This is a genomic window from Flavobacterium sp. CR10, from assembly GCF_055814415.1.
In genome coordinates this window covers 2,833,859-2,847,579 of the sequence record NZ_CP185985.1, presented here as the reverse complement: position 1 = coordinate 2,847,579, position 13,721 = coordinate 2,833,859, and the positions used below count along the sequence as shown (strand labels likewise).

At 31.7% G+C, this 13,721-nt stretch carries 15 protein-coding genes; 10 read left to right on the top strand and 5 right to left on the bottom strand.

The window, feature by feature from the left end; all coding sequences use genetic code 11:
* Window positions 1-83: 83 nt before the first annotated feature.
* From ACNRYB_RS12650 to ACNRYB_RS12615, 8 genes are all read left to right on the top strand, one after another.
* Window positions 84-797, top strand: a complete 714-nt coding sequence (locus ACNRYB_RS12650) for a YebC/PmpR family DNA-binding transcriptional regulator (protein WP_012024626.1) — start codon at window positions 84-86, stop codon at window positions 795-797.
* A 128-nt stretch (window positions 798-925) separates the two neighbouring features.
* Entirely contained in the window at window positions 926-1,462 is a 537-nt protein-coding gene (locus tag ACNRYB_RS12645) for a hypothetical protein (protein WP_473727452.1), read from the top strand.
* Between the two features lie 51 nt (window positions 1,463-1,513).
* On the top strand, window positions 1,514-1,891 hold the full coding sequence (locus ACNRYB_RS12640; protein ID WP_473727451.1) for a hypothetical protein: 378 nt from the start codon (window positions 1,514-1,516) through the stop codon (window positions 1,889-1,891).
* A gap of 104 nt (window positions 1,892-1,995) precedes the next feature.
* Window positions 1,996-2,691, top strand: a complete 696-nt coding sequence (locus tag ACNRYB_RS12635) for a hypothetical protein (RefSeq protein WP_473727450.1) — start codon at window positions 1,996-1,998, stop codon at window positions 2,689-2,691.
* Window positions 2,692-2,744: 53 nt separating this feature from the next.
* Complete coding sequence (locus ACNRYB_RS12630; protein WP_473727449.1) at window positions 2,745-3,173, top strand: SMI1/KNR4 family protein; 429 nt, start codon at window positions 2,745-2,747, stop codon at window positions 3,171-3,173.
* Window positions 3,174-3,194: 21 nt separating this feature from the next.
* The gene (locus ACNRYB_RS12625) at window positions 3,195-3,851 is read left to right on the top strand and encodes a hypothetical protein (protein WP_473727448.1); all 657 of its coding nucleotides are present in this window, start codon (window positions 3,195-3,197) and stop codon (window positions 3,849-3,851) included.
* A gap of 512 nt (window positions 3,852-4,363) precedes the next feature.
* The gene (locus ACNRYB_RS12620) at window positions 4,364-4,675 is read left to right on the top strand and encodes a hypothetical protein (RefSeq protein ID WP_473727447.1); all 312 of its coding nucleotides are present in this window, start codon (window positions 4,364-4,366) and stop codon (window positions 4,673-4,675) included.
* A 58-nt stretch (window positions 4,676-4,733) separates the two neighbouring features.
* Window positions 4,734-5,099 (top strand): hypothetical protein, encoded by a 366-nt coding sequence (locus tag ACNRYB_RS12615; protein WP_473727446.1) that lies wholly within the window; start codon window positions 4,734-4,736, stop codon window positions 5,097-5,099.
* Between the two features lie 122 nt (window positions 5,100-5,221).
* Here ACNRYB_RS12615 and ACNRYB_RS12610 read toward each other — a convergent pair whose 3' ends face one another.
* Window positions 5,222-6,133, bottom strand: a complete 912-nt coding sequence (locus tag ACNRYB_RS12610; RefSeq protein ID WP_473727445.1) for a LamG domain-containing protein — start codon at window positions 6,131-6,133, stop codon at window positions 5,222-5,224.
* A gap of 357 nt (window positions 6,134-6,490) precedes the next feature.
* Between ACNRYB_RS12610 and ACNRYB_RS12605 the strand changes: the two genes are divergently transcribed.
* Window positions 6,491-7,510 (top strand): DUF481 domain-containing protein, encoded by a 1,020-nt coding sequence (locus tag ACNRYB_RS12605; RefSeq protein ID WP_473727444.1) that lies wholly within the window; start codon window positions 6,491-6,493, stop codon window positions 7,508-7,510.
* A gap of 104 nt (window positions 7,511-7,614) precedes the next feature.
* On the opposite strand, the gene ACNRYB_RS12600 is transcribed toward ACNRYB_RS12605, so the two are convergent.
* The 3 genes from ACNRYB_RS12600 to ACNRYB_RS12590 all read right to left on the bottom strand — a co-directional run bounded on the left by ACNRYB_RS12600 (window position 7,615) and on the right by ACNRYB_RS12590 (window position 12,126).
* A complete protein-coding gene (locus tag ACNRYB_RS12600) occupies window positions 7,615-8,514 on the bottom strand; it encodes a LamG domain-containing protein (RefSeq protein WP_129749172.1) in 900 nt (299 codons plus the stop codon).
* A 364-nt stretch (window positions 8,515-8,878) separates the two neighbouring features.
* The gene (locus ACNRYB_RS12595) at window positions 8,879-9,919 is read right to left on the bottom strand and encodes a PLP-dependent cysteine synthase family protein (RefSeq protein ID WP_008462690.1); all 1,041 of its coding nucleotides are present in this window, start codon (window positions 9,917-9,919) and stop codon (window positions 8,879-8,881) included.
* Window positions 9,920-9,990: 71 nt separating this feature from the next.
* Window positions 9,991-12,126 (bottom strand): S9 family peptidase, encoded by a 2,136-nt coding sequence (locus tag ACNRYB_RS12590; protein ID WP_473727443.1) that lies wholly within the window; start codon window positions 12,124-12,126, stop codon window positions 9,991-9,993.
* A gap of 69 nt (window positions 12,127-12,195) precedes the next feature.
* On the opposite strand from ACNRYB_RS12590, the gene ACNRYB_RS12585 reads away from it, so the two are divergent.
* On the top strand, window positions 12,196-12,516 hold the full coding sequence (locus tag ACNRYB_RS12585) for a YbaB/EbfC family nucleoid-associated protein (protein WP_008462685.1): 321 nt from the start codon (window positions 12,196-12,198) through the stop codon (window positions 12,514-12,516).
* Between the two features lie 136 nt (window positions 12,517-12,652).
* Here the strand turns inward: ACNRYB_RS12585 and ACNRYB_RS12580 are convergent, their stop codons facing one another.
* Window positions 12,653-13,672, bottom strand: a complete 1,020-nt coding sequence (locus tag ACNRYB_RS12580; protein WP_473727442.1) for a threonine aldolase family protein — start codon at window positions 13,670-13,672, stop codon at window positions 12,653-12,655.
* Window positions 13,673-13,721: the final 49 nt, after the last annotated feature.

Sequence of the window (13,721 nt, the reverse complement as noted above, 5' to 3'; positions counted from 1 at the left end):
AAACCTGAAACAAAAAAGAACAATTTTGTTTTTGTAAAAATTAGGAAAACCGTATTTTTGCATCACAAAACTAAAAATTAGAAATGGGAAGAGCGTTCGAATTTAGAAAAGGAAGAAAAATGAAACGTTGGTCAGCAATGGCCAAAACATTTACCAGAATTGGTAAAGATATCGTAATGGCTGTTAAAGAAGGCGGACCAAACCCAGACGCCAATTCTAGATTAAGAGCTGTTATTCAAAATGCAAAAGCCGCTAACATGCCTAAGGACAATGTGGAGCGCGCGATTAAAAATGCAAGTAATAAAGATACTGCTAACTATAAAGAAATTTTGTTTGAAGGATACGCTCCTCACGGAATTGCAATCTTAATTGAAACTGCTTCTGATAACAACAATAGAACTGTAGCAAACATTCGCAGTTATTTCAACAAATGCAACGGAACAATGGGAACTCAAGGTTCTGTTGAGTTTATGTTTGACCACACTTGCAACTTCAGAATTGCAAAAGATGGTATCGATGCTGAGGAATTAGAATTAGAATTAATTGATTTTGGTGCCGAGGAAGTTTTTGAAGATGAAGACGGAATCTTAATTTATGCTCCTTTTGGAAGTTTTGGTGCTTTACAGAAGGAATTAGAAAACAGAGGTCTTGAAATCCTTTCTTCTGGTTTTGAGCGTATTCCGCAAATCACTAAAGAATTAACGGAAGCTCAAATTGCTGACGTTGAGAAATTGATCGAAAAAATCGAAGAAGATGATGACGTAATGAACGTTTATCATACCATGAAAGAAGAATAGTCTTTCTATAAAATATATTTTAAAAAGCTCTGGAGTTTTCTGGAGCTTTTTTGTTTTTCGGAATTTTCCCTTAATTCAAATAAAAAATTATATTTGTTCATAGAGCAAATGGTAACCAAATCTTCCAAATGAAATTAATAGAAAACTTCTACTGCATCCAATCTGAAATCTTTGGTAATGGAACCACAAATAATACTGAAGGAATAAGTTCAATCAAAACAGAATTAGTAAGACCTTCTATAAAATTATTAGATGTAGAATATTCTGAGAAAAAAACCTATACAAAAAACTTAGTCGCTGAATCACGCGCGGCTTCTGATGAATATTTTACTTTAGGTGAATTATTGTTTTTATCAAAAACATACGGATTCGAAATTGAAGAAGACAATAATCATAAAGGATATTACAAAAGTGTTTTAAAAATTCATAAACTGTATGACTGCCCTGGTTATATCACTTTGATGGAATTAGACGGGAAAGAGTATTTAAGAATCGAATTTCTTCGCTGGCAATTTGATTGTCAACCGAGAGGCGCTGGAGAAGATATGCTGGGAGAAGATATCACCTATATTCTTGGCATTTGGGAGTCTCCATTATTAACAGATGAAATAGTGGCTAAATTAAAGATCCCTAGAGGGATTTATCACAAAGAAATAACCATTTAAAATGCTCTCCATTTACGTTTCTTCTTATTTACAAATCGTTATCCGTCCATTATGCCCAAAATTTCGATTACAAAAAAAATACAATTAGGTGGCAAAAGATCGTTTCCTACTGAAACACCCGATTTTGAATTGCCTTTTAGTTTTTACTGCGGAAATGGAGGAATAAAACATGAAGCTATTATTTCTTTTAAAAACTCTAATTTTTTAAGTTCATTAATAGAAACGGGACAAATCACAAATAAGGATCTGGCTCAATTTCATATTAATAAACTAGAAAATTTAGAAGATCCAAATAGAACATTTCTGTACCGATATCAAGTTTGCAATTTTAAAGATTGCCAGAACACTTATCTTTTAATTTTTGATATTGATGAATACAGAGGTTATTACGGCTGTTTTATATATGGGGTTTTACAGATCGAAAAATAATTATTACGCAAGATCTATTGTAGAGGAGCACTGCAGTGTGCCTCTACAGAATATTGGCATGAGAATTAATCGCATTTTATTTTTACAAAGGAGCCACATAATCTATGATTCAATTAAAGAAAACAGAAAAATTAGAACCTCATAAAATTCTAAACAAAAAAATAGAACTCGTTTACAAAGGCTGGGAAGAACCTAACAGAGGTCAGGAACTTATCTATTATGCTTTGCTGATTGATGGAAAAGATAAAACCAAAGAATTGTTTTCTGTTGATACAATTCAGTGTGTAATAAATGAAAAAATTGAAGTTGAACACCCGGATAAAAATTTCGCATTCATTCCGTGCACTGATTTTCTTTTATTAAATACTGTAGATTTTACTAAGAAAAGTTTAAAAGTATATTTTAGAGAAGATGGATATACATTTCAAGACAGTCTGGTCGGGAGTTTCTTTTATCCAGAAAATCACTTATTAATCAATAAAAGAAGTTTGGTTTTGACCGATCTTCGAACTTTAGAAAGTAAAAAAATAAAGTTTGGAAACGATGTAAATATTGAATGGGCATATTTAATTGATTCTAACCAAATTCAAATAATTCAGGCATTTTCGAATATGTCTTTTGTATATCATTTAGAAACAAACGAAATCACTGATAAAAAAAACATTGCAGACGAATTACTTTATACTGATATTTTTAGATGGATATACAGAAGGCAGGAATACAAATCTAATGCATTACAAATGGAACTGTTGCAAAAAATTGACAATACATTTATAAGTACTTATTTTAAAATAAACTAAAAATGAAAAATGTACCTAAAGCATATTTCGGAATAACAACATATCCATAAAAAATGAGAAAATTAAATCTATATCCAAGAATGGGCGACTCAAATTTGAGGCACATCGAGAGTATTGTTAACGAAAACTTACCTGAATATTTTAAGGGTTTTTTAAAATTAAATGGAGGATTGAGTCATTATGAAAGATATTTTGTAGATCATGACGAAACTGTCTGGGAAGTTAAAAATTATTTAAATTACGCTGATTTATTCAAACTTACTGAGGAGTTTATTCAAAATTATCGTCGTAAACTCGTTCCTTTTGCTTTAGATATGGGAGGATGGCATTTTTGTTTGTGTCTAGATGAAGGTCCTGATTATGAAACCATCTTAGTTAACCGTTGGACAGATTATCTTCCTGAAGAACAATTTTTAAAAATTGCAGCTAATTTTGAAGATTTTATAAATAAGCTAAAAACTGAAGAGGAAATAAATTTATAATGATTTATTAATTTTTAAGTTATGACACTTTATTCACCACTAAAATTAAGAGGGAGTTGGCATTTTGACAGTAATAAATACGGTTATGATTATGAAATAGCACCATACCCGGAAATTAGATCAGATTTAAAAACTTTACTAACTATTCTCATCGAATCGAAACTATTGATTCCAAAATCATTAGACGGTAAGAATGAAAAATTGGATTATATTGACATAGAAGATTTAGTCTCTTTAATAGAAAAAGACAATTTTTTACAAACATGTTTTGAGTTTGATATTAACGGAGACACCGTAATATACACTGAAAAGGGTGAAGAAATACACTCAGGTATATTTTGTCTGCACAGCTTTCGTACATTTCAGCAAAGTTTTGTATTATCAACAAAATCTGATATTTGGATGCCGATGTCTTTTGATGAAGACAGTTATACATATGTTTGGAATCTGGAACGATATAATTTAAACAATCATAGATTATCATCTGTTTTAGAAAAAGTAAATAAAAGTTTAGACTGGGAAAATGAAAATCTATTACAGAAAGAATTTAATGAAAGAGGCAGTTTACAAATAGGATACAACATTTTTCTATCTAAAGAAGTATTAATAAGAGAATATGAAGGGAATCCAAATCCTGATTTTAACATAAACGAATACTTAGCAAAAATGGAAACTTAAACTTTTACTTTTTCTAATTCTCAATAAAAACATCTATTTGAATTCATTTTAAACTAAGATTAAATACTTCTAAAGATAACATTTCGATTATATTTGCAACACCTCAAATAAAATTAAAACTAAAAATGCAAACATCAAAAATCACTCGAATTGCTGTAGTAGCCCTAGTACTTTTGTTCTTAGTACTAAGTGTAATCAGTTGCAGCACGCATGTACACACTCACGGCCACCCTCACCCTGCACCAGGTAAAAAAATACCACCAGGACAAGCAAAAAAAATGAATGGAGACCAAAGTGCGAAAGCTTATGCTCCAGGTCAGCAGAAAAAGAGATAATAAAATACCTTCTGAAATTCAGAAGGTATTTTATTTTTATCTTAATTTTAAACAACTTCATCATTTCCATCCAGAAAATTATGAGGAAGTTTGCATTAGAAAATTCAAAGAAAGTCCTAATTATACTTTCAAAATAGATAAATACTTAAAAAAAATGGCTCTCTAAATAATTTTGAAATGAAAACTTTAAAGTATAAAATCAAACCAACGATTTATTTTGAAAATAAGGAACTTTGGATTTTTAATAGTGAAATTCTAGAAATGCCTTTTTCAATGATAGAAGATGGAATTACAAGCTGTAAAAAAGTAATGACCGGAGAACATACAGAAATATCATGGGGCTTGGAAGTGCCTGAATTATTGATAAATAAAGAAATGAGCACTTTACAATATCACGGAAAGTTTGTAGTAGAGATACCAACAAAAGAGATTTGTGAAATGCTTGAAAAACATCGAGACAAATTGAAGGAATATGAAAGCTTAATATAAAATTCTAAAATTTATTTAAACGAAGACCAATTTTATCATCCAAAAAAATGATACATTAATGAAGTATAAATTTGAAAAATACAATTACTTTGATGAAAGAGATAATTTTAAAAAAATACAGAATGTAATGGGATTAAACAATTTTGAATTAGAAAAATTCAAGCTAACTATAAAAAAGGCAGCAGAAGAGTTGGGTACAAATGAAATATTATTTTCTTCTGAATGGATTTATGATTTACCAACGCAATCTATAAAAATTAATGAAATACCTCTTCATGAAAAATATGATATTCCCTTAGCTTGGGATGGCTACGGAATTGAGGATCTTCTTAAACTAGAGAAAATGGGATTTTTATTAAAAATTTATGAATCTGATGAAGATCCAATCACGTTTGAAAAGACAATAAAATTTCTAATAATATAAGCGTGTTTTAAATTCACAATAAAATCTATCTGTCAAATTATTTAAAAAAATATGACTTAATCAAAAAAGCCTTCTGAAAATATTCCCAGAAGGCTTAGTTTTATATATAAAACAAGAGTGATTTACTTCTTCCCATTCGTATTAATAACCTTAATCAAATAAGTACCTTCTGGCAAATCTGTAATATTAGAAGCATTCGCACTCATTATTTGTCTTCCTTGTGAGAAAACCTCAATAATTTTACCGCTTTTATTTATTTCAACAGAAGCTGCAGGTGCCGGTACAGATGCTTTTACAGGTGTTGCAACAGTCTTTTTAGATGCACTTGATGTCGCAGGACTTGAAACAGGCACACTTTCTGTTACTGGCGCTCCATTTGGTTTTGAGCTATTGTATGCTTCCCTAACCTGCTCGTCTGTCATAGCTACACTATACAATCTTAAATCATCAATATCTGCGTTGATACTCGTTGAGGTACTTAATTTACCAACATTTAAAATATATCCTTTTGCAGAACGTTGAATTCCTTCTACAGATTTAAGCAATTCACCATTTCGGTAAATTTTCGAAACATTTCCGTCATAAGTTATACTATAGAAATACCAGACCTCTTTTACTAATGGCACTGAAACGATCACATTATTTGCATCTCCCCAGCCTACCAGACTCAAATCTGAATTACTTCCAGACACAGGCTGTTGCACTAAACCAAAATATTGTCCGTTTACCGCTGCACCGTATCCTAAAATGTAATTTGGAATATTGACTGCATTGAATTTTACCCAAATCGATATTGTTTTTGGCTTATTATCCTGAGGAAGCTCTCCTACTACAGCCTGATAAGCTTTATTTGCAAGTCGCAAAGCACTTTTAGGACTTCCCATTCTATCGCTTACAAAAACTGGAGCACCTAAAAAAGAAATCGTGTTATCTGCACTGTTTAAATTTCCATTGAAATTAAATTCCTGCACTGGATTTTGCGCATTGGCTGTTAAAAAATTTATAAACATTAAAGTGAGTACTATTTTTTTCATAGTGGTAGCTTTTATCAGAATAGTTCGTTTTAAGGCAAATAGCGATAGATTACAAATTTTAAATATTGTATAGTTTACAATTTCAAAATTTCATTCAATATTTTTAAAAATTTTGTTAAAACTATAATTAAAATTCAGCATATCCAAGAGATTCCTACACACAAATACAGAATTCTCACAAAAACAATTATACGACTTAAAAAACTTTCTTTTGCAAAAAAATTTCAAATCTAATCCTACTTTCTTGTAGAGCTAGATGGCAGTAAAATCAGGTTTTTTTCACGATTCTGCCTTACATTGCATTTTTATTTTTAACTTTAACAGTATGGGCTGTAAATCAAAGAAATAAACTTAAATATGAAGAAAACTTTACTTTTATTTTTTCTTTTATTTTTCTTAAAAATCAGTGCGCAGATTTCCGACACTCTTGTTTTGAAAAACAATGATGTCATTGTTGGCGAGATAAAGACAATGAATAAGGGAATTTTACAGATCGAAACCGATTACAGCAAAGAAGATTTTAAATTAGAATGGAAATATGTCAGAAACATTAGTTCTGAGAGGGTTTATATTATTAATCTTTCTAACGGTACTTTACTAAACGGAAAAATTACAAAAATCAAAATTACTAATAAATGCGAAATTACTAATATCGATACGCAAAATAAAAGCATTATTGATCTTTCTGATATTGTACGCATAAAACCTGTTGACGATAGCTTTTGGGCTAGACTAGACGCCAGTTTTGATGCAGGAATAAAATTAACTAAAGCTCAAAGTTTACAACAATTAACCGTAAACGTAAACTTAGGCTACACTGCAAAAAAATGGTACGGAACGGCTACATACAAACAGCTCCAATCTATACAAGACGAGAGCGATCCCATACGCAGAATAGATACTGACGTAAGCTATATACACCTTCTTCCGCGAGATTATTTTATTCCTCTGTCTGTTGTTACTTTAAAAAATACCGAACAAGACATCGACCTTCGTGTGGTTTCAAAAGCCGGATATGGAAAATACTTAATACATAGCAATAAAAAATATTGGGGAATTGCTTCTGGAGTATCTTTTAATAACGAACGTTTCACAGGAACAAGCGAAGCCAACAAAAGTTTGGAATTATTCCTTGGGAGCGATTTAAACTTATATGATATTGGAGATTTTAGCATTCAGTCGAAAGTAAATGTTTTTCCTAGTTTAACAGAAAGCAAAAGGGTTCGTACCGATTTTTCTGTAGATACCAAATACAACTTGCCATTAGACTTTTTCATCAAGCTGTCATTTGTTTATAACTATGATAACAAGCCTAAAGAAGGAGCATCAAAAGATGATTATGTTTTCCAGACTACTTTTGGATGGAAGTTAAATTAAAAAAAGCCTCCTGAACACAGAAAGCCTTTCTTACTATTCCAAAAACTCAATTGCTTACGCAATAAAAAAACTAACTAACATTTAAAAACAAACTAAAAAACCATTTATTTTGAGGTAATTTTTTTTGATGGAGTACTGGTAATTTTTAATAAATAAGTCCCTTCAGGAAGATCGGATATGTTTGTTGCATTGCTTCCTACTATTTTCTGCCCTTGAGAATAAACTTCTACATTTTTTATAGCACCATTCACTTCGCTTGAAGCAATAATTGTTTCGTTTGCCGTTTTTGTTTTTACAGCTACTTTTACTGTTTTAGCTTCTGCAGGCGCCGCAACAATCAAATTCGCTGTCTTTTCGCTCTCATATAATGCATTAATCTGATCTGCAGTCAGAGCTATGTTGTAAATCTTTAAATCATCTATATCAGCATTTATTCCAACCATTGTATTGATTTCTCCCAATCTAAAAATATTTCCATTTGTAGATCTTATCATGCCTTCAAGATACTTCAGTAATTTACCGTCACGGTATATCTTAGAAGTAGTTCCTTCATAAGTAATAATATAATGGTACCAAATATTTTTTTCTAGCGGTGTAGATACAATAACATCATTAGAAGCTCCCCAAGCTGCTAAGCTTAGGTCAGAGTTAGAAGAAGTTGTTCCTTGCTGCAATAAACCGCAATATTGAGCATTTAAAGGATTTCCGTAGCCCCAAATATAATTTGCATTGGAAATATCATTGAATTTAACCCAAATACTGATTGTTCGTGAGCTTTTTCCCTGAGGAACGTCATCGATTACGGCTTCTAAAGCTTTATTATTTAATCGTTGAGCTCCTTTTGCCACTCCTGCTCTATCAGCTACAAAATTAGTCGTACCAATAAATGAAATCGTATTTGCTGTATTGTTTAAAGTACCATTAAAATTAAATTCCTGAATCGGTGTTTGTGCATTCACATTCAAAAAACTTACAAACAATACTGTTAGTAGTAATTTTTTCATAATAGTAGATTTTAGGGATTAAACAACTTTCATTGTCTTAACACCTCAAAACTAGACTATTATAATTTTTACAAGAAAAATTTCCGATAAAATGCCTAAAAACTCGTTAAAATAACGTTTTTCATTCATTTTGACGGTAAAAGCATTTTTAAAAAATTATAAATAACATTAAAATATTAAACTTAACTCAAATAAAGTCACAATTTCTTACGTATAAATACGGTATATTCAACAAAATAATTATTTTTAACTTTTTACAAAAAAAAAAAAAAAAAAAAAAAAAACTTATCACACAGAAAAGTTTATCACAAAAAAAACTCCATTCAAGAACGAATGGAGTTGTATATTTTGGAAAGTACTTTTATTACTTTACGAATTCAATTTTTTGAGCTTCTTCTTCATTAACACTATCAAAGAAACCTTGCTCGTTCATCCAGTCATCACTAAATACTTTACTCATGTAACGAGAACCATGATCTGGGAATATGGCAATAATATTGCTGTCTTTTGTAAATTCTCCTTCTTCAGCATATTGCTTAATGGCCTGCATTACTGCTCCAGAAGTATATCCAACAAACAAACCTTCTTTTCTGGTGATTTCTCTAGCAGAGTGAGCACTTTCCTCGTCGGTTACTTTCATGAATTTATCAATGATATCAAAATCTGTAGCAGACGGAATTAAGTTTTTACCAAGACCTTCTATACGATATGGGTAAATTTCTTTACTGTCAAACTCTTTTGTTTCATGGTATTTTTTCAATACAGATCCAAAAGCATCAACTCCTAAGATTCTAATATTTGGATTCTTTTCTTTTAAGAATTTTGCAGTTCCAGAGATAGTTCCTCCTGTTCCGCTGCAAGCAACTAAGTGCGTAATTTGTCCTTTTGTTTGTTCCCAAATCTCTGGACCTGTAGTGTTGTAGTGGGCATCAATATTTAACTGGTTGAAATATTGATTAATGTAGACTGACCCTTTTGTCTCTTCGTGCAAACGTTTGGCTACATTATAATAAGATCTTTCATCATCTGCAGAAACATGAGCAGGACAGACATACACTTTGGCGCCTAAACTTCTCAACATGTCAATTTTGTCTTTAGATGATTTTGAGCTTACAGCCAAAATGCAATTGTAACCTTTAATAATGCTTACCATTGCTAAACTAAATCCTGTATTACCAGAGGTTGTTTCGATAATGGTATCTCCCGGCGATAGAATTCCTTTTCTCTCGGCTTCTTCAATAATATATAATGCTATTCTATCTTTTGAGGAATGACCTGGGTTGAAAGCTTCTACCTTTGCGTAGAAATTCCCTTCTAACTCTTCGGTGATTTTATTTAGTTTAATAAGAGGGGTGTTTCCTATTAACTCTAAAACATTATTATAAGCGGTTATTTCTTCTTTCATAAAAAAATAGTTAATCAAAGGCCTTTTTAAATTAACCTTGATAGGTTGCAAATTTAACAAAAAATTTCTAATTAGCTTTTAATTTTTTCTAAATCTAATAAAAAACTAAATTCTTTTGCTAAGTCTTTTAAAGCCTCAAAACGTCCCGAAGCCCCACCATGACCTGCATCCATATTGGTATCTAAAAACAAAAGCTTATTATTTGTTTTTAAATCCCTCAATTTCGCAACCCATTTGGCTGGCTCCCAGTATTGTACCTGCGAATCGTGTAATCCGGTAGAAACATACATATTAGGATATTCCTGTGCTTTTACATTATCGTAAGGCGAATACGACAACATATAATCGTAATATTTTTTATTGTTTGGATTTCCCCATTCGTCATACTCTCCTGTTGTAAGCGGAATACTGTCATCTAACATCGTGGTAATTACGTCTACAAAAGGCACCTGAGCAATAACGCCATTATACAATTCAGGAGCTTCATTTACAATTACTCCCATTAAAAGTCCTCCAGCAGATCCTCCTTCTGCATACAGATGTTCAGGAGAAGTATACTTTTGGTCAATTACAAATTTAGAGCAATCGATGAAATCTGTAAAGGTATTTTTCTTTTTTAACAGTTTTCCATCTTCATACCATTGTCTTCCTAAATCTTCTCCTCCTCTAATATGCGCTATAGCGTAAACAAATCCGCGGTCTAGAAGCGATAATCTTGTTGAAGAAAAATACGTATCCATTGTTATTCCGTACGAACCATACGCATAAAGCAACAACGGATTTTTACCGTTTTTCTCTAATCCTTTTCTATAAACCATAGAAATTGGCACTTTTACGCCATCTCTAGCAGTTGCCCAAACTCTTTCCTCTATATAATTCTCTTTATCAAACTTTCCACCTAAAACCTGTTGCTCTTTTAAGATTTCTTTGGTTTTAGTCTTCATGTTAAAATCAATTATAGAAGATGGAGTTGCCAATGATTGATAACTGTAACGCAAAATATCGGTGTCAAAATCAACATTGGTTGTAGTGTACGCATTATAGGTTTCGATGCCAAAAGGAAGATAATAATCTGGTTCACCGTTCCAAGGCATTATTCGAATATGATTTAATCCATTAGAGCGTTCTTCAACAACTAGATAGTTTTTAAATATTTCAATATCTTCCAACAAAACATCTTCTCTGTGCGGAATAAGATCTACCCAGTTTTTCTTTCCTGTTTTTTCTTCAGGCGTTTTCATCAATTTAAAATTGGTCGCCTTATCTTTATTTGTGAGAATGTAAAACGAATCCTCGTAATGAGAAATGCTATATTCCAATCCGCGAACACGTGGTTGGAAAACCGTAAATTCTCCATCTGGATTATTAGAATTCAAAATTCTATATTCAGTTGTCAAAGTACTTCCGCAACTAATAACAATATATTTTTTTGATTTTTCTTTACTGATAGCCACATTAAAAGTATCGTCTACTTCATTGTAAACTAAAACATCATTATCTGAAGAAGTATTTAATTTATGTTTAAAAACTTTGTCGGCTCTTAATGTCACCTCATCTTGTCTAACATAGAAAATAGTATTATTATCATTTGCCCAAACAGAAGCTCCTGTAACATTTTCTATTTTATCGGCTAAGATTTCACCTGTTTCCAGATTTTTTATTTGAATAGTATAAATTCTTCTCCCTACGATATCTACTCCAAAACTGGCAAATTTGTTATCTGGGCTAATACTCAAACCTCCTAATTTGAAATAAGCATGTCCTTTTGCCATTTCGTTACAGTCAAAAAGAATTTCTTCATCTGCGGAAAGGCTTCCCTTTTTTCGAGCGAAAATTGGATAATCTTGACCTGTTTCAAAACGCGTAATGTAAAAATATCCATTGTAGAAATAAGGAACCGAAGAATCGTCTTCTTTTATTCTTCCTTTCATTTCTTCAAATAGATTATCTTTTAATTTTTGGGTGTGAGAAGTCATGCTTTCGTAATAAGCATTCTCCTGATTTAAATAATCTATTACCTCTGGGTTTTCTCTGTCATTAAGCCAGAAATAGTTGTCAATTCTAGTTTCTTTATGTTTTTTTAATGTCTTTGGAATTATTTTAGCCTTTGGGGCCGATATATCATTTTGCATTGATTGAGCATTAATTTTTAAATATGAAGACGCAAAAATAGCACAAACCCAACAGAACAAAATTAATTTTTTCATAAAATATTCTATTGAATTAACACAGCAATATACTAATTTTGTCTGAAATAATTTAAAAAATCAACAAAAATGGATTTAATGGGAATGATGGGTAAACTTAAAGAAACCCAACAAAAAATTGAAGATACAAAAAAGCGTTTAGATACTGTTTTGATTGATGAACAAAGCGCTGACGGATTATTAAAAGTTACTATTACAGCAAGCAGAAAAATAAAATCTCTTTCTATTGACGATTCTCTTTTAGAAGATAAAGAGCAACTGGAAGATTACTTAATTGTGACGCTAAATAAAGCTATAGAAAAAGCAACAAGTGTAAACGAAAGAGAATTAGATGCTGTTGCCAGAATGGATATGCCTTCTATTCCTGGAATGGATAATTTATTTAAGTAAGGGACAAAGATACAGAGATACAGAGAGGCAAAGGTTCAAAGGTTTTCTTTATTTGTCATAAAAAAAAGAGGATGTTTTTACATCCTCTTTTTTTATCCTTTGTTCCTCTGAACCTTTGCAACTTTGAACCTTTCTTTCAAAACTTCGAAAGTGTTTCCAACACATAAGTATGCATCACTTCTTTGTAATCCAAATGCGTTACAATTCTGAGTTTATTATGCCCTAAAGAACTTATTAGTATATTTTTCTGTTTCAATTTTTCAATCAATAATTGATCACTGTAACCTTCAGCTAATGAAAAAATCAAAATATTAGTTTCTACAGGCTCAATTGACGCAATCCAAGGTTTTGTGCTTAAGATTTTTGCAATTTCTTTTGCTCTGCGGTGATCTTCTGCCAATCTTTCGATATTATGAGCCAAAGCATATAATCCAGCTGCAGCTAAATAACCAACTTGACGCATCCCCCCACCCAATATCTTTCTGATTCTCAACGCTCTGTGAATATCAGCTTTACTTCCAAGCAATACAGAACCAATTGGAGCACCTAATCCTTTTGATAAACAAACTGAAATAGTATGAAAAATAGCTCCGAATTCTCTAGGATTCTGTCTTTTAGCTACCAATGCATTCCAAATTCTTGCTCCATCTAAGTGAAATTTCAAATTATGAGCATCGCAAACCTTTTTTATTTCTCTTAAATCTTCCAATTCATAACATGCGCCACCACCTTTATTGGTCGTATTTTCTACACAAACCAAACTTGTTAGCGGACTATGATAAAATTCTGGATCGTTTATTGCCGCTTTTACTTGCGCCGCCGTAATCATTCCGCGATTTCCATCCAGGAGGCAGCAAGAAACGCCACTATTAAAAGAAACTCCTCCTCCTTCATAATGATAAATGTGAGCATATTTATCAGCTATTAGCTGTTCGCCAGGCTGCGTATGCAGTTTTATTGCAGTCTGGTTTGCCATAGTTCCAGACGGAAAGAAAAGACCAGCTTCCATACCAAAAAACTCTGCTGTTCTGTTTTCCAATTCAATCACCGTTGGGTCCTGTTTGTATACATCATCGCCAACATGAGCGTTAAACATATACTGCAGCATTTCATAAGTAGGCTTTGTTATGGTATCGCTGATTAAATTTATTTCCATATTCTAAAAACTATATCTTATTTTTGTATGCAAAATTACGTATTACTTA

Excerpts from the sequence above, each read along its gene's own strand:
- ACNRYB_RS12615 (WP_473727446.1), top strand. The coding sequence starts at position 4,734 with ATGAAGTATAAATTTGAAAAATACAATTACTTTGATGAAAGAGATAAT.
- ACNRYB_RS12645 (WP_473727452.1), top strand. The coding sequence starts at position 926 with ATGAAATTAATAGAAAACTTCTACTGCATCCAATCTGAAATCTTTGGT.
- ACNRYB_RS12620 (WP_473727447.1), top strand. The coding sequence starts at position 4,364 with ATGAAAACTTTAAAGTATAAAATCAAACCAACGATTTATTTTGAAAAT.
- ACNRYB_RS12595 (WP_008462690.1), bottom strand. The coding sequence starts at position 9,919 with ATGAAAGAAGAAATAACCGCTTATAATAATGTTTTAGAGTTAATAGGA.
- ACNRYB_RS12640 (WP_473727451.1), top strand. The coding sequence starts at position 1,514 with ATGCCCAAAATTTCGATTACAAAAAAAATACAATTAGGTGGCAAAAGA.
- ACNRYB_RS12610 (WP_473727445.1), bottom strand. The coding sequence starts at position 6,133 with ATGAAAAAAATAGTACTCACTTTAATGTTTATAAATTTTTTAACAGCC.
- ACNRYB_RS12630 (WP_473727449.1), top strand. The coding sequence starts at position 2,745 with ATGAGAAAATTAAATCTATATCCAAGAATGGGCGACTCAAATTTGAGG.
- ACNRYB_RS12650 (WP_012024626.1), top strand. The coding sequence starts at position 84 with ATGGGAAGAGCGTTCGAATTTAGAAAAGGAAGAAAAATGAAACGTTGG.
- ACNRYB_RS12600 (WP_129749172.1), bottom strand. The coding sequence starts at position 8,514 with ATGAAAAAATTACTACTAACAGTATTGTTTGTAAGTTTTTTGAATGTG.
- ACNRYB_RS12585 (WP_008462685.1), top strand. The coding sequence starts at position 12,196 with ATGGATTTAATGGGAATGATGGGTAAACTTAAAGAAACCCAACAAAAA.
- ACNRYB_RS12580 (WP_473727442.1), bottom strand. The coding sequence starts at position 13,672 with ATGGAAATAAATTTAATCAGCGATACCATAACAAAGCCTACTTATGAA.
- ACNRYB_RS12625 (WP_473727448.1), top strand. The coding sequence starts at position 3,195 with ATGACACTTTATTCACCACTAAAATTAAGAGGGAGTTGGCATTTTGAC.
- ACNRYB_RS12590 (WP_473727443.1), bottom strand. The coding sequence starts at position 12,126 with ATGAAAAAATTAATTTTGTTCTGTTGGGTTTGTGCTATTTTTGCGTCT.
- ACNRYB_RS12605 (WP_473727444.1), top strand. The coding sequence starts at position 6,491 with ATGAAGAAAACTTTACTTTTATTTTTTCTTTTATTTTTCTTAAAAATC.
- ACNRYB_RS12635 (WP_473727450.1), top strand. The coding sequence starts at position 1,996 with ATGATTCAATTAAAGAAAACAGAAAAATTAGAACCTCATAAAATTCTA.